Raw genomic sequence first — 20,097 nt, forward strand, 5'->3', positions numbered from 1 at the left:
CATGGAACTGATCATCGACAACTACGACAGCTTTACCTACAATCTGTATCAATACATGGGCACCCTGAACCCGGACATCCAGGTAATCCGGAACGATGCCATTACAGTGGAGGGCATCCGGAAGCTTCAGCCGGACCACCTGATCCTTTCACCGGGCCCGGGACGTCCCTGTGATGCAGGGGTCTGCGAACCGGCCCTCCGGGAGCTGAAAGGGGAATTCCCCATCCTGGGAGTGTGCCTGGGCCATCAGGCCATCGGAGAAGTGTTTGGAGGGACTGTGACCTACGCCCGGCAGCTGATGCACGGGAAGCGGTCCACGGTGATCCTGGACCGGACCTCTCCTTTGTTCAGGGGCCTGCCGGAACAGATCCTGGTGGGCCGGTACCATTCCCTGGCCATCGATCCGGATACGATGCCGGAAGTGCTGAAAGCCACAGCCACTACGGCGGACGGGGAAGTGATGGCGGTGGAACACCGGGAATATCCCATCTACGGGCTCCAGTTCCATCCGGAATCCATCCTGACCCCGGAGGGCATGACCATCATCCGGAATTTCCTGGATCTGAGAATCAGCAAATAACAAGCAGGAGGCATAGAAATCATGATTAAGGAAGCCATTATCAAACTGGTCAACAAAGGGGACCTGACCTGTAACGAAGCCAAAGAAGTGATGCTGGAGATCATGGGGGGGAAAACCACCCCCACCCAGAATGCGGCTTTCCTGGCAGCCCTTTCCACCAAGAGCACCAAGGCGGAAACCATCGACGAAATTTACGGCTGTGCGGAAGCCATGCGGTCTCTGGCCACGCCCGTGCCCCATCCGGGGATGGAAGTGATGGAAATCGTGGGGACCGGCGGGGACGGCGCCCATTCCTTCAACATTTCCACCACTTCCGCCATGGTGCTGGCCGCCGGCGGGGTGAAGGTGGCCAAGCACGGGAACAGGGCTGCTTCTTCCCTGTGCGGTACTGCGGACTGTCTGGAAGCCCTGGGGGTAAATATCCAGCAGGATCCTGCCCTGGCCCTGAAGATGCTGCAGGAAACCAATTTCTGCTTCCTGTTCGCCCAGAAATACCATGCGGCCATGAAGTATGTGGGGCCCATCCGGAAGGAACTGGGGTTCCGGACGGTGTTCAACATCCTGGGGCCCCTCACCAACCCGGCCAAACCGGAAATGTTCCTGCTGGGGGTTTATGACGGATACCTGGTGGAACCCCTGGCCAAGGTGTTGTGCTCCCTGGGGGTGAAGCGGGGCCTGGTGGGCTACGGACAGGAAAAACTGGACGAAATCTCCCCCAACGGGCCCACCACCATCTGTGAACTCCGGGACGGGTACTACCGGTCTTCGGTGATCCGGCCGGAAGATTTCGGCCTGGTCCCCGGGAAGAAAGAAGACCTGATCGGGGGCGCACCGGAAGAAAACGCCCGGATTACCCGGGATATCCTGTCCGGGAAACACCAGGGCACCAAGCGGAATGCGGTGCTCCTGAATGCCGGGGCCGGCCTGTTCGTGGCCGGGAAGGCGGATACCCTTGCCGGCGGGGTGAAGCTGGCCGGGGAACTCATTGACAGCGGCAAAGCCCTGGCGGCCCTGGAAAAAGTTGTCAAAGTGAGCAACGAATAAACGGAAGGTGGGGAACATGATCCTGGATACCCTGGCAGAAGCCACCCGGCAGCGGGTGGAAAAACAGAAAAAGGAAAAGGATTTCTTCACCCTCCGGCGGGAAGCGGAAGCTCTGCCCCGGGACCGGGCCGGCTGCTTCCGGAAGGCTCTGGAGAAACCGGGACTGAACTTCATTACTGAAGTGAAGAAAGCCTCTCCTTCCAAAGGGCTCATTGCCCTGGATTTCCCCTATGTGGCCATTGCCCGACAGTATGAAGCCCTGGGCGCCGCCGCCATTTCCGTCCTGACGGAAACGGATCATTTCCTGGGCAGCGACCGGTATCTCCGGGAAATCCGCCAGGCGGTGGCAACACCCCTGCTCCGGAAGGACTTCACCATCGATGCCTACATGGTGGTCCAGGCCAGGACCCTGGGGGCTGATGCCATCCTGCTGATCGCCGCCATTCTCAGCGACAGCCAGCTGGAGGAATACCGGCTGATGGCAGAAAGCCTGGGGATGGATGCCCTGGTGGAAGCCCATGATGAAGAAGAGGTGGAACGGGCCCTCCGGTCCGGGGCCCGGGTCCTGGGGGTGAACAACCGGAACCTGAAGGATTTCACTGTGGACATCGGCAACAGCCTCCGGCTCCGGCCCCGGGTACCGAAAAACATCCCCTTTGTGGCGGAAAGCGGCATCAAAAGCCGGCAACAGACCGCAGCCCTGGAACAGGCGGGGGTCAACGGGGTGCTGATCGGGGAAACCCTTATGCGGAGCCCGGACATGAAAGCCGCCCTGGCGGAACTGCGGGGTGAGATCCTGTGACGAAGATCAAGCTCTGCGGTCTCCGGCGGCTGGAAGATGTGGCCATGGTGAACCGGGCCAGACCGGACTATGCCGGCTTCGTGTTCGCTCCCGGGAAACGGCAGGTGACGGCGGATGAAGCGGAAATCCTCCGTCAGCAGCTGGATCCGGCCATTGCCGCGGTGGGAGTCTTTGTGAAGGCCCCTGTGGAAGAGGCGGTGGCCCTGGCCAACCGGGGCATCATCCAGCTGATCCAGCTCCATGGGGACGAAGAGGAAGCCTATGTAAAAGAACTCCGATGGCGGACGAAGGCTTCCATCATCCGGGTACTCCGGGTCCGGGGACCGGAAAGCCTCCGGGATCTGGACCGGTATGACTGTGATTATTTCCTGCTGGACACGTTTTCCGGGAACGCCTTTGGCGGGGTGGGACGGACCTTCGACCACAGCCTGCTCCGGCAGGTCCGGTTCCCCAGACCATTTTTCCTGGCCGGGGGACTGGATCCGGAAAATGTGAAGGCAGCCATTGAACAGGTGGGTCCCTACGGGGTGGACACCAGCAGCGGCATCGAAACCGCTGGCAGAAAAGACGAAACCAAGATCCGCGCTTTCGTAAGCGCTGTAAGAAAAGAGGAAAAACCATGAGCAAAGGAAGATTTGGCAGACACGGCGGCCAGTATGTATCGGAAACCCTGATGAACGCAGTGCTGCAGCTGGAAGAAGCCTACAACCGTTTCAAGGATGATCCGGAATTTCTCCAGGAACTCCGGACCCTGTACCATGACTATGCCAACCGGCCCAGCCTGCTGTACTATGCGGAAAAAATGACCAAAGACCTGGGAGGCGCCAAGATCTACCTGAAACGGGAAGATCTGAACCATACCGGAGCCCACAAGATCAACAATGCCCTGGGCCAGTGCCTGCTGGCCAAAAAGATGGGGAAGAAACGGGTCATCGCCGAAACCGGCGCCGGCCAGCACGGGGTGGCCACGGCTACGGTGGCGGCTCTGATGGGGCTGGAATGTGAAGTGTACATGGGCAGGGAAGACACCATCCGCCAGGCCCTGAACGTGTACCGGATGGAACTCCTGGGAGCCAAAGTGGTCCCTGTGACCACCGGCACCGGTACCCTGAAGGACGCAGTCAGCGAGGCCATGCGGGATTGGTGCACCAATGTGGAAGACACCTTCTATGTGCTGGGATCCTGCATGGGGCCTCACCCCTATCCCACCATCGTCCGTGACTTCCAGAAAGTCATCGGGGAAGAAGTGAAGGCCCAGATTCTGGAAAAGGAAGGCCGGCTGCCCGATGTGGTCATGGCCTGCGTAGGGGGCGGCAGCAATGCCATCGGCCTGTTCTATGATTTCATCCCGGACAGGGATGTCCAGCTGATCGGAGTGGAAGCGGCCGGCCGGGGCGTGAATACGGCGGAAACCGCCGCCACCATCGCCCGGGGGAAACCGGGGATCTTCCACGGGATGGAATCCTATTTCCTCCAGGATGAAGACGGGCAGATCGCTCCGGTGTATTCCATTTCCGCCGGACTGGATTACCCGGGCATCGGGCCGGAACACGCCAATCTGTACGATACCGGCCGGGCCCAGTATGTGCCCATAACCGATGATGAATCCGTAGAGGCTTTTGAATATCTGTCCCGGACGGAAGGAATCATTCCCGCCATTGAAAGTGCCCATGCCGTGGCCTATGCCATGAAACTGGCACCCACCCTGCCCAAGGACAAGATCATTGTGGTGAATCTGTCCGGCCGGGGGGACAAGGACGTGGCTGCCATTGCCAGATACAAGGGGGTTGACCTGCATGACTAGGATTACTGATGCATTCAAGAAACAGGGGAAGCTGTTCATTCCCTTCATTACCGCCGGGGATCCGGACCTGGCCACTACGGAAAAACTGATCTATGCCATGGAAGAAGCGGGGGCCGGCCTCATTGAAATCGGCATCCCTTTTTCTGATCCCACTGCGGAAGGACCGGTGATCCTGGAAGCGGATACCCGGGCCCTGGCTGCCGGGACCAAAATCAAGGACATCTTTGCCATGCTGGCCCGGGTCCGGGAAAAGACCCGGATCCCCATGGTGTTCCTGACCTATGCGAACCCCATCTTCACCTACGGCCGGGACAAGTTCTTCCAGCAGTGCCGGGATGTGGAGATCGACGGGGTCATCGTTCCCGATGTACCTTTTGAAGAAAAGGCCACCATCGCTCCGGAAGCGGAAAAATACGGGGTGGAGATCATCTCCATGATCGCCCCCACCTCCCATCAGCGGATCCAGATGATTGCCAAAGAAGCCCAGGGGTACATCTACCTGGTTTCCTCTTTGGGAGTCACCGGGGTGCGGAAAGAGATTACCACCAACCTGAAGGAAATCGTGGAGAAGATCCGGGAAGTGTCCGACAAACCCATTGCCGTGGGCTTCGGGATCTCCACCCCGGAACAGGCCAGGGAAATGGCGGCAATCAGCGACGGAGCCATCGTGGGCAGCGCCATCGTGAAACTCTGTGCCCAGTACGGCAAAGACTGCGTGGAGCCGGTGAAGCAGTACGTAAAGAAAATGGCGGAGGCCGTGGACGAGGCGAAGTGAAGAGGGGCTGTTGCTTCTGCAACAGCCCTGCCAACGGTCAGCTGTCAACGGTCAACGGCCGGATGATAAAATTTGCGGGTAAATTTTTATGAAAACAGGTCGGATCCGTAGGGGCTGCACGCCGGGCAGCCCGCCGCGCCATCGTCTGATCGGGTGTCCTGCGGGACGCCGGGCCTGCGTCCCCTACGGTTTTATCCAATAAAAAGAACCTGGACGAAGGATGGGTTCTGTCCAATGGCTGCTGACAAAAAGGGGTTGCAGCACGTGTGTGGTTTTTACACGTGCAACATCCCCTTTTTCTTGTGCATCAATCTCTTTTTACGGTATAATAAAAATAAAAGAGGGAAACAACCACAAACTGTAACGTTTAAAGGAGATCCATCATGCTGGCAAAATATAAAGCGCTGATTGCAGGAATAACGGCCCTTGTGGTGGCAGTGGCGGGATTTTTCCTGCTGGGACAGGAGAAAAAAACGGATCCCGGCCAGACGGCCCAGATCCATGGGAAACGGAACATCCTGGTGCTGGGGGTGGACCGGCGGACCGGGGACACTGGCCGGTCCGACACCCTGTTTGTGACCATGCTGGATACGTCCCGGAACCAGGCGGCTCTGCTGTCCATTCCCCGGGATACCCTGGTGCCCATTCCCGGCCACGGATGGGACAAGGTGAACCATGTCTATGCCTACGGAGGCCAGGAACTGAGCCGGAAGACCCTGGAGAACTTCCTGGGGATCCGGATCAGCAATTATGTGCTGGTGGATTTCCAGGGATTCATCAAACTGGTGGATGCCATCGGCGGGGTGGATATCGATGTGGAAAAGCCCATGCAGTACACGGATCCCTACGATGGGGAAAAGGGCCTGGTGATCAGTCTCCAGCCGGGAAAACAGCATATGGACGGAACCACGGCCATCCAGTACGTCCGGTACCGGGATGAGGAAGGGGACATCGGCCGGGTGGTCCGGCAGCAGAAATTCATGAAGGCGGTGTTCGCCAGGCTCCGGTCCGCCAGCCTGCTGACCCGGGCTCCGGAAATCGCCCATACCCTGTACCAGAGCATCGACACGGATCTTTCCGTGACGGACCTGGCTTCTCTGCTGGTGACCTTTGCCAAGAACGTATCCGGCACCTCCCAGCTGGAAACCGCCATGGTCCAGGGGAGTCCCGCCTATATTGATGACCTCAGCTACTGGATCCCCAATATGACGGCCCTGCGCCAGCAGGTGGCCCGGCTCCAGGGCGAGGAGCCCGGGGAAGGATACCGGCTGGCCGCCCAGGCCGCCAAGAAAAAGTATGATGAACTGCTGGGGACCAACAGTGCCGCCGGCAGCGGAGAAAAACGGAAAATCGAAATCAGGAGCCAGGAACTGAAGAAGGCGGTGGAGCAGTCCCGGAAAATGGATGGGGAAAAGGCGGGGATGCCGGCAGGAAACGGCAGCAGCGCCGCCAGGGAAAGAACGGCACCCAATCTGCCGCCGCCTCCTCAAAAAAACCTCAAGGCATCCCTGGTGAACTGCAGCGGCAATCCCCGCTATGGGGTGGAAGCCGCCAATGATGCCCGGAATGCGGGATTTTCCATTGTCAGCATCACCAATGGCAGCCCCATGGACCGGACCCAGGTGCTGATCAACGCCGGCAGCACGGCAGCAGAGGAACGGACCGGGGCCCTGCCTTTCGACTTCCAGCTGATCCAGGGAGCGGTAAGCCCCAGCAGCGGGGATGTGGTGATCTATGTGGGGAAGGATTATGGGAAGTAGGGGTGCTGCCCAAGTAACACCCCTTTTTTACCCTACTAACAGCATATGAATTCACCAATAAATAAAAAAACTATGAAAAAACAGAAAATAATCTTGCATATTGTATACAAGCGTGTTATAATGTTCCTGTAAGTTGAAGTTGCCCCTCATTTGGCCCTTGTTTTACAGGGGCTTTTTTTTTATGCTTTTTCGGGAAGGGTTTGTGAAAAATGAGTCAATTGAAGAAAATAAAGTATGCTATAATGGCAATACTGTAAATAAAGGGAAGAGGGGAAGCCTGTGGGATTTGAAGAAATACTCCAACTGCTGATGGATGTACTCTTTCCTCCGACCCTGGGATTCCTGTTCCGGCTGGATGTGGAGCTGACCATAGCGGCTTTCCTCCTTACTACGGCGTTCTATGTGGTCCTGGTGGTACCGCTGTTCTATCTGTACATCCGGATGGGTGGGATGCTGTAGGGGAGCCATTGACAAAACGGAGTTACACGCCTAAAATGGGAACCATAACAAATTGTATACAAAATGCGGGATTGTCCCGCAGAGCAGGAAAGTAGGATGGTAGAAAATGCATATCGATATCCATACCCGGTTCATAACCCTGTTGGGAGATCCCCTGGCCCAGTCCTTTGCGGCCCGGATGCAGAACCGGGGCTATGAGGCGGCCGGGCTGAACCTGGTGTACTTCTACACCATCACCGGCCAGGAACACCTGGGTGACATTGTGAACGGGCTACGGTACATGCCCGTTGCCGGGTTTGCTGTTACAAAGCCCAACAAGGTAAAAGTGCTGGAATATCTGGATGAACTGGATCCCCTCTGCCGGAAAATGGGCTCCAGCAACACGGTGGTGAAGCTGCCGGACGGGCGGCTGAAGGGATACAATACCGACGGTACGGGCTTTTACACGGCACTGACGGAAGCCGGCATCGACGTGACGAAGGAAAGGTTTTTCTGCTTCGGCAGCGGCGGCGCCGGCCGGGCCATGTGCTCGGTGCTGGCCTATCATGGTGCGACGAAGATCTGGATCACGGACCTGTTTCCGGAAAGTGCCCGCAGCCTGGTGGAAGACATCAACAAAAACTTCGCCCCGGTGGCCGAAATGGTTCCCTATGAGGATTTCTCCAAAGTGGGAGAAGCCACAGTGGTGTTGAACGCCAGCGGCGTGGGCATGGGGCAGAGCATCGGGAAAACGCCCCTGCCCCCGGAATTCATCCAAAAGGACCAGTTCTATTTCGACGCCTGTTACAACCCGGCCCGGACCCGGTTCCTGGAAAATGCGGAAAAGGCCGGCTGCCGGGTCATGAACGGCCTCACCATGAGTCTGTACCAGGGCACGGCCCAGGTGGAACTGTGGTCGGGGCAGAAGGCACCGGAGGAAGCCATGCGCCGGGAACTGGAGAAGATCCTGGAAGAAAAGAAGCAGCAGGACTGAGGGTCCTGCCCCCAAGCAGGAAAGTAGAATGGAGAGTATGATGATGGAAAATGTGAAGGAAAGCAGCAAGGCAGTACAACAAAAGAATTCTTTGAACGCTCTGATCCACTGGCTGGATCTGCACCTGGAAGAGACTTTTCTGGTGGTGATGCTGGTTCTCATTGCCGGCGTGACCATGCTCCAGGTCATTGTCCGGAAAATCCCCGGCATGGCCTCTCTCACCTGGGCAGAAGAACTGTGCCGGTTCCTGTGGATCTGGAGCGTTTTTCTGTCCCTGCCCTATACCATCCGGACGGACAGCATGCTCCGGGTGGGGGTGCTGAAGGATCTGCTGCCGGAAACCCTCCGGAAGGTGCTGAACCTGGCGGTGGACGGCATTACCCTGGGCTGCATGAGTGTCCTGGGGCTCTATGGGGTGGAAGTGGTTTCCGTCATCGGGGAAAGCCATGAGATTTCCCCGGCCATGCAGTGGCCCATGGCGTTTGTGTACAGCTTCATGGTATTGGGCTTTTTCCTGGCGGCGCTGCGGGCCGTCCAGATGCTCTGGTTCCATGTCCAGCATCTCCAGGAACCGGAACTGTCCACCCTGGAACAGACTCTCCGGGATGCAGCCGATGAAACGGCACTGGCCCAGGAAGGAGATGACTGACGGTGCAGGCGGTACTGATCTTTTCCGTTTTTCTCCTGGCCATTGCCCTGTCCCTGCCCATCGGCATCAGCATGATCCTGGGGGCCACGGCTCCCATTGCCCTGTTCCATCAGGGCGGGACCATGGGACAGGTGCTGAACAACGCGTTTTCCGGGGCCAATTCCACCCCCATCCTGGCAGTTCCCCTGTTCATCCTGGGCGGGGTGATCATGGCCAAGGGCGGGATTTCCCGGAAACTGTTCAATTTCTTTGCTTTTTTTGCCGGCCGGATCCCCGGGGGACTGCCCTGTGCCGTGATCCTGACCTGTCTGTTCTATGGTGCCATTTCCGGTTCCGGCCCGGCTACCACGGCAGCGGTGGGAGCCATGTGCGTCCCCTTCCTGACAGAACTGGGCTATGACAAAACCTGGAGTGCCGGGCTGGTGGCGGTGGCAGGCGGCCTGGGAGTCATCATCCCGCCCTCCATTCCCTTTGTGCTCTATTCCCTGGCCACCGGGGTTTCCACCGGCAAGCTGTTCCTGGCGGGAATCATTCCCGGGTTCCTGGTGGGGCTGGCCCTGATGGTCTATGCGGTGATCCACTGTCTCCGGAACGGGGAAGACAAGGCCAAAGTCCGGGAACGGATGGACGAACTGTCCCGTCTGGGCTTTTTCCGGTTGTTCCGGGACAGTTCCTGGGCCCTGCTCTGCCCGGTCATTGTCCTGGGGGGCATCTATACCGGGTTCACCACGCCCACGGAAGCAGCGGCGGTTTCTGTTTTTTATGCCCTGCTGGTATCTCTTTTTGTTTACCGGACCATGACCTTCGGGGATATCCTGCCCATGCTCCGGGAATCGGTCCGGACCTATGGGGGACTGGCCTTCGTCCTGGCTTTTGCCACGGCCTTTGGCCGGGTACTTTCCATGACCCGGGCCACCAAGGTGGTGGAAAGCTTCATCCTGGGGAACTTTACTTCCGGGGTGGCAGTACTGACGGTACTGGTGCTGATTTTCCTGCTCCTGGGGATGGTCATGGATACGGGACCGGCCATCATCATCCTGGTGCCGGTGCTGCTCCCTGCCTGCAAAAAACTGGGGGTGGATCCGGTCCATCTGGGGGTGGTGCTGGTATGCTGCCTGTCCATCGGGCTGGCGACGCCGCCTTTTGGACTGGATCTGTTTGTGGCCGGGAACATTGCCGGGAAGCAGCCCATGAGCGTGGCCCGGAAATCCATTCCTTTTATCTGTGCGTTCCTGGCGGCGCTGGTGGGAATCACCTATATTCCGGCTCTTTCCACCTTCCTGCCGGCCCTTTGGTAACGATCCTGTACAGAGAGAGGAAAATACAATGGAAAAACCATGGAAAAAACTGGCCGGTCTCTGTCTGGCAGGACTGCTCCTTTTCGGGGTCACCGCCTGCGGGAAAGCACCGGCTGCCGCAAAGCCTGAAGAAAAAACAGCGGGGCCCTATAAGAATCTGCCCCAGGTGGTGCTGGTAGGGGGAGATTCTGCCGGAAAAGGGTCCGTGGGCCAGAAGTTCGGGGAACTGGTGGCCCGGAAAGTGGAAGAGAAATCCGGTGGACGGCTGAAAATCGATTACCATCCCAATGCGGAACTGGGAGGGGATGAAGACCTTCTCCGGCAGCTCCGGGCCAATGATATCCAGCTGGTGGTGGGCCAGATGGCTCCGGTGACGGCTTTCGTGCCGGAAGGAGCGGTGTTCGACCTGCCCATGGTCTTCGCTCCCTATGACGGAAAGACCATCGACCGGGTGCTGAATGGACCGGGCCCCTTCCGGCAGAAACTGGCCGCCGCCTACGAAAAAGCCGGGCTCCATTACATGGGGACCCTTCAGAACGGGACCTACCGGCTGATGACCTCCAACCGGCCGGTGAAGACGGTGGAGGATTTCAGGGGGCTGAAGATCCGGACCATGAGCAACCGGAACCATATGGCCTTCTGGTCCGCTCTGGGCGCCAATCCCACCCCCCTGGCCTGGCCGGAACTGTATTTCTCCCTTCAGAGCGGCATCGTGGATGCGGAGGAAAATGCGGCGGACAGCATCCTTTCCGCCAATTTCAACGAAGTCCAGAAATACGTGGGGGAAACCAACGTGATTCTCTATGCCAATGAAATGGTCCTGAACCAAAAAGCCTGGGACAGCCTGCCGGAAGCCTACCGACAGGTACTGGACCAGTCCGTCCGGGAGGCCCTGGAAGAACTGTCGCCCACCCTGGTCCAGGTGGACCGGGACTGCAAAGAGAAGCTTCAGAAAAAGGGCATGACCCTGGTCACCTACGGACCGGAATTCTACCAGGAAGTCCGGAACCAGCCGGCAGTCCAGGAACTGTACAAAAAAATCGACGCCCAGACCGGAGGCCTGGGAACGCTGATGGTGGAAGAGTTGGGGAAATGAAAGACGGGGGCTGCTGACCGCTGATAAAAAAGGAGATGTGAAAAAATGAAAAATCATTTTTTCACATCTCCTTTTTCATACCCTCGGCAATACCTGGGCCAGCAGATCAGCCGGGAGCTGGCCCGGTGCGGAGGCCGGACCGGCGGTGGCAAAGGTCACGGCGGAACCGAACCGCCCGCCTCCGATCCGGGTAACGGCCCCCATGGCTCCCATGGACATGGTGATCACCGGGGTCCGGGGATGTTCCTCCTTCATTTCCAGGGTGGCTGCCAGCAGGGTCAGCACATCCTGTTCCGTTTGGGGCATCACTGCGTATTTGGCCAGATCACAGCCAAGATCCTGCATGGCGCACAGGGTACGGACCAGCGCTTCCCGGGAGGGGGTCTTCTGGAAATCGTGGCAGGAACCCACCACTTTGATTCCCTTTCTGTGGGCCCGGTCCACCAGGCGTTCCATCACCTGGGAGCCCCGGGACAGTTCCACGTCCGCCAGATCCATGGCGCCGCTGTCCATGGCCTCTTCCAGGAGCTGGACATAGGCCTCCGTGGAAATGGCCAGGTTTCCGCCTTCCGCCGCCGTACGGATGGTGAAAAGCAGGGGCAGGTGGGGAATCCTTTCCCGGAAAAGGGCCAGGGGAGCTTTCCAGCTGCCCGGTTCCCGGATGGGACCATAGCAGTCCGCTCGCCATTCGACCAGGTCACAGGGACATTCTGCCAGCTGATCCAGGGCTTCTTCCAGTCCGGACAGGGTGGGGGCTGTCAGTGGGACGGCAATTTTCGGCTGTCCTTCGCCGATTGCCAGATTTTTTACAAGTACAGGTTGGGCCATGATGGATATGCTCCTTTTTTCTTCTTTGTTCCAGTATACGGCAGCCGGTGGAAAAGTGTCAATAAAGGCTGCTGGCTGCATACAGGAAGGCTGAAGTTTCAGGACAGTCCTCCCGTATGTTTTCCTGTCAGATAAAACTGTGCAAAAGTTCGAAAAATTCAAAAATCCATGGTATAATTTTCCTGTACCCTGCCGCAGACAGCGGCTGTATCACCAAAAATGCCATTGCAGAAAGAAGGAATGCCTCATGGCGGATCAACCCAAGAAACAAAGAAAAATGCTCAGTTCCTATTCCATCGTTTTCCTGTTCCTGATCTTCACAGCCATCCTGACCTGGTTCGTGCCCCAGTCCGTGGTCATCAACGACCATGGAACCAAGAAAATCATCTATGATGCCATCCTGGTGAAGGGAAAAGTGATGGCCGGCCAGGGGCTCCAGCCCATGGGGCTGTGGGACATCATCATGGCCCCGGCCAAGGGGTTCGTGAAGGCGGCCCAGCTGTGCTTTGCCCTCTTGATGGCCGGAGCGTTCCTCCATCTGCTGAACTATGTGGGAGCCATGCGGGCCGGGATCGGCTGGCTGCTGAAGCGGTTCACCGGCAAGACCCTGATTGTGGTGCTGACCTTCTTCTCCGCCCTTTTCGGGGCCGTTTACGGCCTCTGGGAAGAGATCCCCGCTTATTCCATGGCGGTGGTGCCCCTGTTCGTCCTGGCCGGATATGATGTGGTCACCGGCATCGGGGTGCTGACGGTGGGGGCCACGGCCGGCAACATGGCCAGCGTGGTGAACCCTTTCTCCCTGGGGGCTGCCGTGGGGGCCATCGGCAATGAAAGCCTGTCCCTGGGCAGCGGCATCGTCCTGCGGCTGGTGCTTTTCGCCGTGCTCTATCTGGTGGCCCTGGCCTATGTGCTCCAGTATGCGGCCCGGGTGAAGAAAGATCCCTCCAGATCCATTGTGGCCGGACTGCCGGTGAACACCATGGTGGAGGAAAGGCAGGAAGAGGTGGAAATCACCTCCCGTCAGGCTCTTTCCATCGGGCTCCTGGTACTGATCGTCATTGCCATGATCTGCGGCTATGTGCCCTGGGACTCCATTAAATTTGCGGATGGAACCACGGCAAAGACCCTGGTGAATCTGCCTTTTACCACCCTGGCCAAGGTACCGGTACTGGGGAACCTGCTGGGCGCGGAACATTACACCCAGTTCGGAGACTGGTATTTTGAAGAATTTTCCTTCGTATTCCTGGCCGGTGCCCTGCTGCTGGGAATCATCAACAAGATCCCGGAAGCCACCTTCATCAAAGAATTCATCGCCGGAGCCCGGGACCTGCTCAGCGTGGTGCTGGTGCTGGCCATTGCCAATGGGATTTCCGTGATCATGGGCAGCAAGACCGCCGGCATGTCCGTCACCTTTGTGTACTGGATCCAGAATGCCCTCCAGGGCGTGCCTTCCTGGGCTTTCTCCCTGGCCGTCATCCTGTCCTATGTGGCCATCGGGTTCTTCATGCAGTCCACCAGCGGGGTAGCCGGGATCACCATGCCCATCCTGGGGGCCGTGGCCTATGCCCTGTATGAAACCGCTCCCATCGGGCCGGTGGGGGGGCAGGTACTGCTGATCGCCAGCTTCACCATCGGGCTGAACTTCACCAGTGCCCTGTATCCCAGTGCCACCAACATGGGGACTTTGGAACTCTACAAGGTACCCTATGACATCTACCTGAAGTTCATCCTGAAAGGGGCCCTGCTGCTGCTCGTTACCGGCGGGATCATCGTTTCCGTGGCGCCCATGCTGGGCATCCTGTAACCTTTTGGGGTATAATGGAACCAATCAACAAGAAAAGGAGTTTTGCTGTCATGACCGTACTGGATTCTCTGGAACCCCGCCGGGTGTTCCATTTCTTTGAAGAAATTTCCCGGATTCCCCATGGGTCCGGCCATACCAAAGCCATCAGTGACTGGCTGGTGGAATTTGGCCGGAAACGGGGCCTGGAAGTCCGTCAGGATGCCCTGAACAATGTGGTCCTGGTGGGACCGGCTTCTCCCGGATATGAACAGGCAGAGCCGGTGATTTTCCAGGGCCACATGGACATGGTCTGTGAAAAGGCCCCGGACTGCCCCAAGGACATGGAAAAGGAAGGCCTGGATCTGGAAGTGTCCGGGGATGAAATCACCGCCCGGGGGACCACCCTGGGGGCGGATGACGGGATTGCCGTGGCCATGGGCCTGGCCCTGCTGGATGATCCCTCCATTCCCCGGCCCCGGCTGGAAGCGGTGTTCACCGTGGACGAGGAAATCGGCATGCTGGGAGCAGTGGATCTGGATGCCAGCGGACTTGCAGGCCGGCGGATGATCAATATGGATTCGGAGGAAGAAGGGGTCTTCACCGCAGGCTGTGCCGGCGGAGTGGATGTGAACTGCGCCCTGCCCGTCCGGCGGGAAGCCTTTGCCGGCACCTGCCTGGAACTGAAGATCAGCGGCCTGACAGGGGGACACTCTGGAGCGGAAATCCACAAGGGAAGGGCCAACGGGGACAGGCTCATGGGCCGTCTCCTGCTCCATCTGGACCGGGAAGTCCTGTACCGGCTGGTTGAAGTGGAAGGGGGAACCAAGGACAACGCCATTCCCCGGGAAGCCAGGGCGGCTGTGCTGACTCCCGAACCGGAAAAACTCCGGCAGGCAGTGGCGGCTTTTGACCGGATTCTCCGGCAGGAATTCCAGGTGACCGATCCGGACCTCCAGGTGACGGCAGAGCCGGCAAGGGCGGAACGCCTGCCCATGGACCGGGAATCCACGGAAAAGGTCCAGTGTCTCCTGACCAGTCTGCCGGGAGGGGTCCAGGTCATGAGTCCGGAACTGGAAGGCATGGTCCAGACCTCCCTGAACCTGGGGATCCTCTATACGGAAGACGGGCAGGTGTGCGCCGGCCTGCTGGTGCGCAGCAGTGTGGAAAGCCAGAAGGAAATGGTGGCGGAACAGATCGAAGGGCTGCTGCGGCAGCTGGGAGGACAGGCCATCCGCTCCGGGGACTATCCGGGCTGGGCCTACCGGGCAGATTCGCCTCTCCGGGACCTGTTTGTCCAGGTGTACCGGGAACAGTATGGAAAGGAACCCAAAGTGGAAGCCATCCACGCCGGGGTGGAATGCGGCATGTTCGCCGCCAAGCTCCCGGGACTGGACTGCATTTCCCTGGGGCCCACCCTGACGGAAATCCATACGTATCGGGAAACCATGCACATCGCTTCCGTCCAGCGGACCTGGAACCTGCTGCTGGAAGTACTGAAACGGATGAAATGAGGGTGTACACCATGAATGATATGGAACAGCGGACCCAGGCCATCATCGAAGCCTGTGCCCAGGAAAAGGAAACCAATCCCCTGGCCATTTTCCGTCATGTGGCCAGCAGGGATTTTGTCCGGATCCATGGACCGGAACATCATGTGCTGGATGGAGCCTGCCTGCTGACAGCGCTCCACAATGCCGGTATGGAATTTGATCTCAGGGAGCTGTTGGGCAGGCTGCGGCAGGAGGGACTCCAGATGCCCGGGGCCATCTGCGGCCACTGGGGCGTCTGCGGTGCCGTGGCTTCCATAGGGGCTGCCCTGGCTCTCCTGGAAGAAACCGGGCCTTTGACCACGGATTCTTCCTGGGGCAGCCACATGACCTGCACGGCCAGGGCCCTGGCCAATCTGGCGGCCATTGGCGGGCCACGCTGCTGCAAGCGGGATGCATATACGGCTTTGAAAACAGCCATTCCCTATGTAAAGGAACGGTTCGGGATCACCCTGCCGGAAGAAAAAACCGTTTGTGGTTTCTATCCCAGGAACCAGCAGTGCCTGGAGGAAAGGTGTCCGTATAATCCGCAGTTTTGCGACTAGCGGTCCGAAGGGGCTGTTGCTCAGGCAACAGCCCCTTTCTTCTTCTTTGATTCTAGTGTAAAATAGATTCAATACGTCGATGCTATGATACTGTATTGGAGGAACAATGTATGAAGAAGAAATACTGGCTGGGGTTTTGGGCCGCGGCTGTTTTTTTGCTGTTTTTCATGAACTCATCCCTGCCTCTGACGGACAGCGTGGAAGGGAACTATGCCCTGACGGCCAAGGAAATGGTCCTCAGCGGAGACTGGCTGTCTCCCCAGATCTACGGCCGGTACTGGTATGACAAACCGGTTTTCGCCTACTGGATGATCGCCCTTGGCTTCAAGATTTTCGGGTTCAGCGAATTCGGGGCCCGTTTCTTTCCGTCCCTGTTCGGACTGGGAGGCCTGTGGCTGACGGTGCAGGCGGGAAAACGGCTGTATCGGGAAGAAGTGGGCTTTTTAAGCGGTGTCCTGTTGCTGATGACCCTGGAGTTTTTTACTATTTCCAAAAGTGTCCTGACCGACGGCATGCTGTTCCTGTTCATGGACGGGGCGCTGCTGTGTTTTTTCCTGGGATACAGCAGCCGGGAAAAGAACTGGTATTACGGGGTGTATCTCCTGTCCGCTCTGGCCACCCTTACCAAAGGGCCCATCGGATTTCTCATGCCCGGGTTCATCATTACGCTTTTCCTGCTGTACCAGAAGGACTGGAAATGTCTGAAAGACGCCAAACTGGCCACCGGGATCCCGCTGTTCCTGCTGGTGGCCCTGCCCTGGTACATTGCCATGGCCCGGGTCCATCCGGATTTCCTGGGCAGTTTTCTGGGTACCCAGAATGTGCTCCGGGCTACGGTTTCTGAACATCCCCGGGACAATGTGATCTGGTACTATACGGCGGTAAATATCCTGAACGCCTATGCCTGGGTGGGCTTTGTGCCCGGCATGCTGTGGAACCTGCTGCGGAAAAACGGAAAATGGAATTATCCGGCTGCCCGGGAAGCTTTCCTGCTGCTGTGGATGGCGGCCATTTTTGTATTCTTCCAGTGCATGGCCACTAAATACATTACCTACACTTACCCCCTGCTGCTGCCCCTGTGCGTGCTGACGGCGGACTATATCTGGAAAAAGGGAAGCAGCCTGCCCCTGAAGGGGATGCTGCTGTGCAATATCCTTTTCTACGGGGCCCTGACCTTTGCCGCTTCCAAAGTGACCAAACTGGCCCCCGGGGTGTTTCCCAATCCCGGCAATCTCTTCTATTTCATGCTGATCTACACACTCTGCATGGTTGTGCTGGCCTTCCACAAATACAAGGGGAAAAGCAGCCAGGAAGTATTTTCCACCGTGGTGATGCTGACCATTGCCTTCCACTGCTGCAGTCTGGATCTGCTGGCCAAACCTCTGATGGAGGACGTGACCGGGAAGACTGCGGCCCAGTTCATCAACGCCCTGGTCCCGGCGGATATGCCCATTTACATCCGGGGCGGCGGCTATCCCACTTCCGGGGTGTTCTACACCGGCCGGGAAATGGTGATGCTGGTGCCCGATGAGGAGGCGGAAGCCTTCAAACCCAGGCAAGACAGCTGGTCCGCCAAGAACATCATGCCCTGGACCACCTATGGTCAGGTCCGGGAACAGCAGGGGAAGGCCCTGGTGCTGGTGGACACCAAGACACGGAAACTGAAGACAAAGCTGGAGGAAGACTGGCCGGGTACCTGGAAACGGGTGAAGCTGCCCGGACAGTGGACGGTTATGATCAAAGAGAGGTAGGAAAACATGGACGAAGAAAAAATCCGTTCCTATCTGGAACGGCAGGAGTTTATTGGATTCCGGGTGCGCCAGGAGGAACTGGACCATCCGGAACAGCTCCAGCGGTATTTCCAGCTGCTGGAGTATGTGGGGAGCCATCCGGCCCTGGCCCGGAAGTTCTGCAGCCGCTGGGGGCTTTCCTTCGGGGAGGACTGCGGTTCCACCCTTTGGACCAATCCGGCAGCGGTGGCATTCGTGGAGAAAATGGCAGATGCCTTTCCTTTTCTCTTCTTTCTGGCGGAAAAGGAGGGGGAAACCCTGAAACTGCTGGTGATGCTTACCTGCCAGAGCGACCGGGTGGAAGGGGACAATCTGTCCCTGGACCCGGAGAAATTCAACCGCTTTCTGAAACAGCAGCTGAAGGGGCTGCTGCTGCTCAGTGAAAAAGCGGGGTTGAGCCCGGAAAATGCCCAGGGACTGATCCAGAATATCTATGAATATTTCGGGTTGTCTGACTGAAGAGTCAAATTCACAAATCATTCAAGAATTTGCCCTTCCTTTGACACAGGTCATGGGTATACTGATAACCGTAACAGGGATTACCCCTCCTTGTTACATCTTCCCCATCAAATCATCATAAACAACTTCCTTTCAAGGAAAAAGCCTTCTGCTTCCCCAGCAGAAGGCTTTTTCCGTATGGTACGGTTTTTACGGTTTTTCAATGGTTCCATGTTCCTGGGCAAATTCCAGGAAGGTCCGGATGGTTTCATTTTCCAGGGCACTATTCTGCCACAGCATCTCGATTTCATAATAGAGAGGCGGGGTCAGGGAAAGAGGAACCAGGTCCGGTTCCCGTTCCGCCACTGCACGGTACAGGAATCCGCCGGCCACTCCGCTGCGAAGCAGCTGGATCTTGGTGTAAAGCTGGGAGGTGGACCACTGGATCCGGGGGGTGCAGTGATCCTGGTGGAACCGTTCCAGGACCGTTTCCCTGAATTTCTGGCTGTTTTCGATTTCCACCAGATCCTCCTGGGCCAGCTGGGGAATGGAAATGGCCGTTTCCCGGGCCAGGGGATGGCTGCGGCTGACACAGTAGACAATTTCGCAGTGTTTCATGGCACGGGTGGCCATGTCATCCTGGTCCGCTCCCTTGCCGCTGACAATGGCAATGTCGATCCGGCCATCCTGGAGGGCTTTCCGCAGGGAAAGGGAGTTTCCGTGATGGAGTTCCAGCCGGATTTCCGGATGCTTTCTGTGGAAAAGAGCCAGAAAGGGGATTTCCAGGGCTTCCATCATGGGGGGCAGTCCCACCCGGATGGAGGTGTTTTTCTTCTGGAGACGGGTCATATCATCGGCAATCTGATTGGCCTTCTGGAGCAGTTCTTCCACTTCCAGAGAAAAATAGGATCCTTCCGTGGTGAGCACCAGCTTTTTGTGGGACCGCTTGAACAGCTTCAGGCCAAATTCCTCTTCCAGTTCCCGGATGGCCGCCGAAACAGCAGGTTGGGATATGTGAAGTTCTTCCGCTGCCTTGGTGATGCTGTGCTGACGGCAGACCTCCTGAAAATAGCGCAATTGATGTAATTTCATGGATGTTCCTCCCAACCTGGGGGTACAGCCAGGACAAAAATATCCTGTACTTCCTACCCAGTAATGTCTTGTATTGTATACATTATATACAAAATAGTCGGGAAAAATAACAGCAGGTTCACTTATGATTATTATAAAAGAAATAGATAATTCCAAAAGAAAGAAATTTGTAGGAAAAACAACGGTGCAAAAAGACGATCCCTGTTATAATAGAAAAGATATCACCGTCCTTTCCTCTGCTTTTTCGAGAAGGGACACAAGGAGAGAAGTACATGAAGGAAAACCATGCACCGTTGGCCCTTTGCGGCTTGTTTACGGCTCTGATGGCCGTGGGAGCGTTCATCCATATCATGGTACCCCTGGGAATCTGGCAGGTGACCATTTCCCTGCAGATTTTTGTGGCCGTGCTGGCAGGTCTTTTCCTGGGCCGCCGGCTGGGGTTCCTCAGCGTCCTGGCCTATCTGGTCCTGGGGCTGGCAGGGCTGCCGGTCTTTGCCCATGGCGGGGGACTGGGGTATCTGATGAAGCCCACTTTTGGCTTTCTGCTGGGGTTTCCCTGTGCGGCCTGGATGACCGGTCTGCTGGCGGGCAATCCGTCCCGGGCCGGGCTGAAACGGCTGCTGGGGGCAGCCTTTGGCGGAGAAATGGTCTACTATGCCTGCGGGCTGGTCTATTATGATGTGATGTTCAATCTGGTGCTCCAGAATACCGGAGGCATCGGACTGGTACGGCTGCTGGAGATCTGGTTCCTGAGTACGGTGCTGCCGGATTGGGTCCTTTGTGCCCTGGCCGTCCTGGTCTATCGGAAGCTGGCACCCATGGTAAGGAGATAAG

Annotated in this window: 20 protein-coding genes; 18 read left to right on the forward strand and 2 right to left on the reverse strand. The window is 57.6% G+C overall.

Annotated elements, in window-relative coordinates; translation table 11 throughout:
• Position 1: 1 nt before the first annotated feature.
• From ACFER_RS01495 to ACFER_RS01550, 12 genes are all read left to right on the forward strand, one after another.
• Positions 2-580 carry an anthranilate synthase component II gene (locus ACFER_RS01495; RefSeq protein WP_012937678.1) on the forward strand — a complete coding sequence of 193 codons (579 nt, stop codon included), beginning with the start codon at positions 2-4 and terminating at the stop codon, positions 578-580.
• A 21-nt stretch (positions 581-601) separates the two neighbouring features.
• On the forward strand, positions 602-1,624 hold the full coding sequence (gene trpD / locus ACFER_RS01500; RefSeq protein ID WP_012937679.1) for an anthranilate phosphoribosyltransferase: 1,023 nt from the start codon (positions 602-604) through the stop codon (positions 1,622-1,624).
• Between the two features lie 16 nt (positions 1,625-1,640).
• On the forward strand, positions 1,641-2,426 hold the full coding sequence (gene trpC, locus ACFER_RS01505; protein ID WP_012937680.1) for an indole-3-glycerol phosphate synthase TrpC: 786 nt from the start codon (positions 1,641-1,643) through the stop codon (positions 2,424-2,426).
• Positions 2,423-3,049, forward strand: coding sequence for a phosphoribosylanthranilate isomerase (locus ACFER_RS01510; RefSeq protein WP_012937681.1), 627 nt, complete (start codon positions 2,423-2,425; stop codon positions 3,047-3,049). Before trpC ends, ACFER_RS01510 begins: the two co-directional genes overlap by 4 nt.
• A complete protein-coding gene (gene trpB / locus ACFER_RS01515; RefSeq protein WP_012937682.1) occupies positions 3,046-4,230 on the forward strand; it encodes a tryptophan synthase subunit beta in 1,185 nt (394 codons plus the stop codon). The genes ACFER_RS01510 and trpB overlap by 4 nt, the downstream gene beginning before the upstream one ends.
• Positions 4,223-5,005, forward strand: a complete 783-nt coding sequence (trpA, locus tag ACFER_RS01520; protein ID WP_012937683.1) for a tryptophan synthase subunit alpha — start codon at positions 4,223-4,225, stop codon at positions 5,003-5,005. The genes trpB and trpA overlap by 8 nt, the downstream gene beginning before the upstream one ends.
• 383 nt (positions 5,006-5,388) lie before the next feature.
• Entirely contained in the window at positions 5,389-6,765 is a 1,377-nt protein-coding gene (locus ACFER_RS10750) for an LCP family protein (RefSeq protein WP_012937684.1), read from the forward strand.
• A 279-nt stretch (positions 6,766-7,044) separates the two neighbouring features.
• Positions 7,045-7,224: a hypothetical protein gene (locus ACFER_RS01530; RefSeq protein ID WP_012937685.1), complete on the forward strand. Its 180-nt coding sequence runs from the start codon at positions 7,045-7,047 to the stop codon at positions 7,222-7,224.
• 106 nt (positions 7,225-7,330) lie between these two features.
• Entirely contained in the window at positions 7,331-8,197 is an 867-nt protein-coding gene (locus tag ACFER_RS01535; protein ID WP_012937686.1) for a shikimate dehydrogenase family protein, read from the forward strand.
• 28 nt (positions 8,198-8,225) lie between these two features.
• Positions 8,226-8,846: a TRAP transporter small permease gene (locus ACFER_RS01540; RefSeq protein WP_012937687.1), complete on the forward strand. Its 621-nt coding sequence runs from the start codon at positions 8,226-8,228 to the stop codon at positions 8,844-8,846.
• Positions 8,847-8,848: 2 nt separating this feature from the next.
• Positions 8,849-10,144 carry a TRAP transporter large permease gene (locus ACFER_RS01545; RefSeq protein WP_012937688.1) on the forward strand — a complete coding sequence of 432 codons (1,296 nt, stop codon included), beginning with the start codon at positions 8,849-8,851 and terminating at the stop codon, positions 10,142-10,144.
• Between the two features lie 28 nt (positions 10,145-10,172).
• The gene (locus ACFER_RS01550; RefSeq protein WP_012937689.1) at positions 10,173-11,240 is read left to right on the forward strand and encodes a TRAP transporter substrate-binding protein; all 1,068 of its coding nucleotides are present in this window, start codon (positions 10,173-10,175) and stop codon (positions 11,238-11,240) included.
• Positions 11,241-11,315: 75 nt separating this feature from the next.
• Here the strand turns inward: ACFER_RS01550 and aroD are convergent, their stop codons facing one another.
• Entirely contained in the window at positions 11,316-12,068 is a 753-nt protein-coding gene (aroD, locus tag ACFER_RS01555; protein ID WP_012937690.1) for a type I 3-dehydroquinate dehydratase, read from the reverse strand.
• A gap of 247 nt (positions 12,069-12,315) precedes the next feature.
• On the opposite strand from aroD, the gene ACFER_RS01560 reads away from it, so the two are divergent.
• The 5 genes from ACFER_RS01560 (at position 12,316) to ACFER_RS01580 (ending at position 18,192) form a co-directional block, all read left to right on the forward strand.
• Positions 12,316-13,872, forward strand: a complete 1,557-nt coding sequence (locus ACFER_RS01560; protein ID WP_012937691.1) for a YfcC family protein — start codon at positions 12,316-12,318, stop codon at positions 13,870-13,872.
• A gap of 50 nt (positions 13,873-13,922) precedes the next feature.
• Entirely contained in the window at positions 13,923-15,362 is a 1,440-nt protein-coding gene (locus tag ACFER_RS01565) for an aminoacyl-histidine dipeptidase (RefSeq protein WP_012937692.1), read from the forward strand.
• Between the two features lie 11 nt (positions 15,363-15,373).
• The gene (locus ACFER_RS01570; protein ID WP_012937693.1) at positions 15,374-15,943 is read left to right on the forward strand and encodes a DUF5714 domain-containing protein; all 570 of its coding nucleotides are present in this window, start codon (positions 15,374-15,376) and stop codon (positions 15,941-15,943) included.
• Between the two features lie 110 nt (positions 15,944-16,053).
• On the forward strand, positions 16,054-17,694 hold the full coding sequence (locus tag ACFER_RS01575) for an ArnT family glycosyltransferase (RefSeq protein WP_012937694.1): 1,641 nt from the start codon (positions 16,054-16,056) through the stop codon (positions 17,692-17,694).
• A gap of 6 nt (positions 17,695-17,700) precedes the next feature.
• Positions 17,701-18,192: a hypothetical protein gene (locus ACFER_RS01580; protein ID WP_012937695.1), complete on the forward strand. Its 492-nt coding sequence runs from the start codon at positions 17,701-17,703 to the stop codon at positions 18,190-18,192.
• A gap of 189 nt (positions 18,193-18,381) precedes the next feature.
• On the opposite strand, the gene ACFER_RS01585 is transcribed toward ACFER_RS01580, so the two are convergent.
• Positions 18,382-19,263, reverse strand: coding sequence for a LysR family transcriptional regulator (locus tag ACFER_RS01585; protein ID WP_012937696.1), 882 nt, complete (start codon positions 19,261-19,263; stop codon positions 18,382-18,384).
• A gap of 272 nt (positions 19,264-19,535) precedes the next feature.
• Here ACFER_RS01585 and ACFER_RS01590 point away from each other — a divergent pair, with 272 nt between their 5' ends.
• Positions 19,536-20,096, forward strand: a complete 561-nt coding sequence (locus ACFER_RS01590) for a biotin transporter BioY (protein WP_012937697.1) — start codon at positions 19,536-19,538, stop codon at positions 20,094-20,096.
• Position 20,097 lies beyond the last annotated feature (1 nt).

The organism is Acidaminococcus fermentans DSM 20731, assembly GCF_000025305.1.
GTDB lineage: Bacteria > Bacillota > Negativicutes > Acidaminococcales > Acidaminococcaceae > Acidaminococcus > Acidaminococcus fermentans.

Coding starts and splice junctions, on each gene's coding strand:
- trpA (WP_012937683.1), top strand. CDS start 4,223: ATGACTAGGATTACTGATGCATTCAAGAAACAGGGGAAGCTGTTCATT.
- ACFER_RS01535 (WP_012937686.1), top strand. CDS start 7,331: ATGCATATCGATATCCATACCCGGTTCATAACCCTGTTGGGAGATCCC.
- ACFER_RS01495 (WP_012937678.1), top strand. CDS start 2: ATGGAACTGATCATCGACAACTACGACAGCTTTACCTACAATCTGTAT.
- ACFER_RS01565 (WP_012937692.1), top strand. CDS start 13,923: ATGACCGTACTGGATTCTCTGGAACCCCGCCGGGTGTTCCATTTCTTT.
- ACFER_RS01540 (WP_012937687.1), top strand. CDS start 8,226: ATGGAGAGTATGATGATGGAAAATGTGAAGGAAAGCAGCAAGGCAGTA.
- ACFER_RS10750 (WP_012937684.1), top strand. CDS start 5,389: ATGCTGGCAAAATATAAAGCGCTGATTGCAGGAATAACGGCCCTTGTG.
- ACFER_RS01560 (WP_012937691.1), top strand. CDS start 12,316: ATGGCGGATCAACCCAAGAAACAAAGAAAAATGCTCAGTTCCTATTCC.
- ACFER_RS01575 (WP_012937694.1), top strand. CDS start 16,054: ATGAAGAAGAAATACTGGCTGGGGTTTTGGGCCGCGGCTGTTTTTTTG.
- ACFER_RS01580 (WP_012937695.1), top strand. CDS start 17,701: ATGGACGAAGAAAAAATCCGTTCCTATCTGGAACGGCAGGAGTTTATT.
- aroD (WP_012937690.1), bottom strand. CDS start 12,068: ATGGCCCAACCTGTACTTGTAAAAAATCTGGCAATCGGCGAAGGACAG.
- trpC (WP_012937680.1), top strand. CDS start 1,641: ATGATCCTGGATACCCTGGCAGAAGCCACCCGGCAGCGGGTGGAAAAA.
- ACFER_RS01570 (WP_012937693.1), top strand. CDS start 15,374: ATGAATGATATGGAACAGCGGACCCAGGCCATCATCGAAGCCTGTGCC.
- trpD (WP_012937679.1), top strand. CDS start 602: ATGATTAAGGAAGCCATTATCAAACTGGTCAACAAAGGGGACCTGACC.
- ACFER_RS01550 (WP_012937689.1), top strand. CDS start 10,173: ATGGAAAAACCATGGAAAAAACTGGCCGGTCTCTGTCTGGCAGGACTG.
- ACFER_RS01590 (WP_012937697.1), top strand. CDS start 19,536: ATGAAGGAAAACCATGCACCGTTGGCCCTTTGCGGCTTGTTTACGGCT.
- trpB (WP_012937682.1), top strand. CDS start 3,046: ATGAGCAAAGGAAGATTTGGCAGACACGGCGGCCAGTATGTATCGGAA.
- ACFER_RS01585 (WP_012937696.1), bottom strand. CDS start 19,263: ATGAAATTACATCAATTGCGCTATTTTCAGGAGGTCTGCCGTCAGCAC.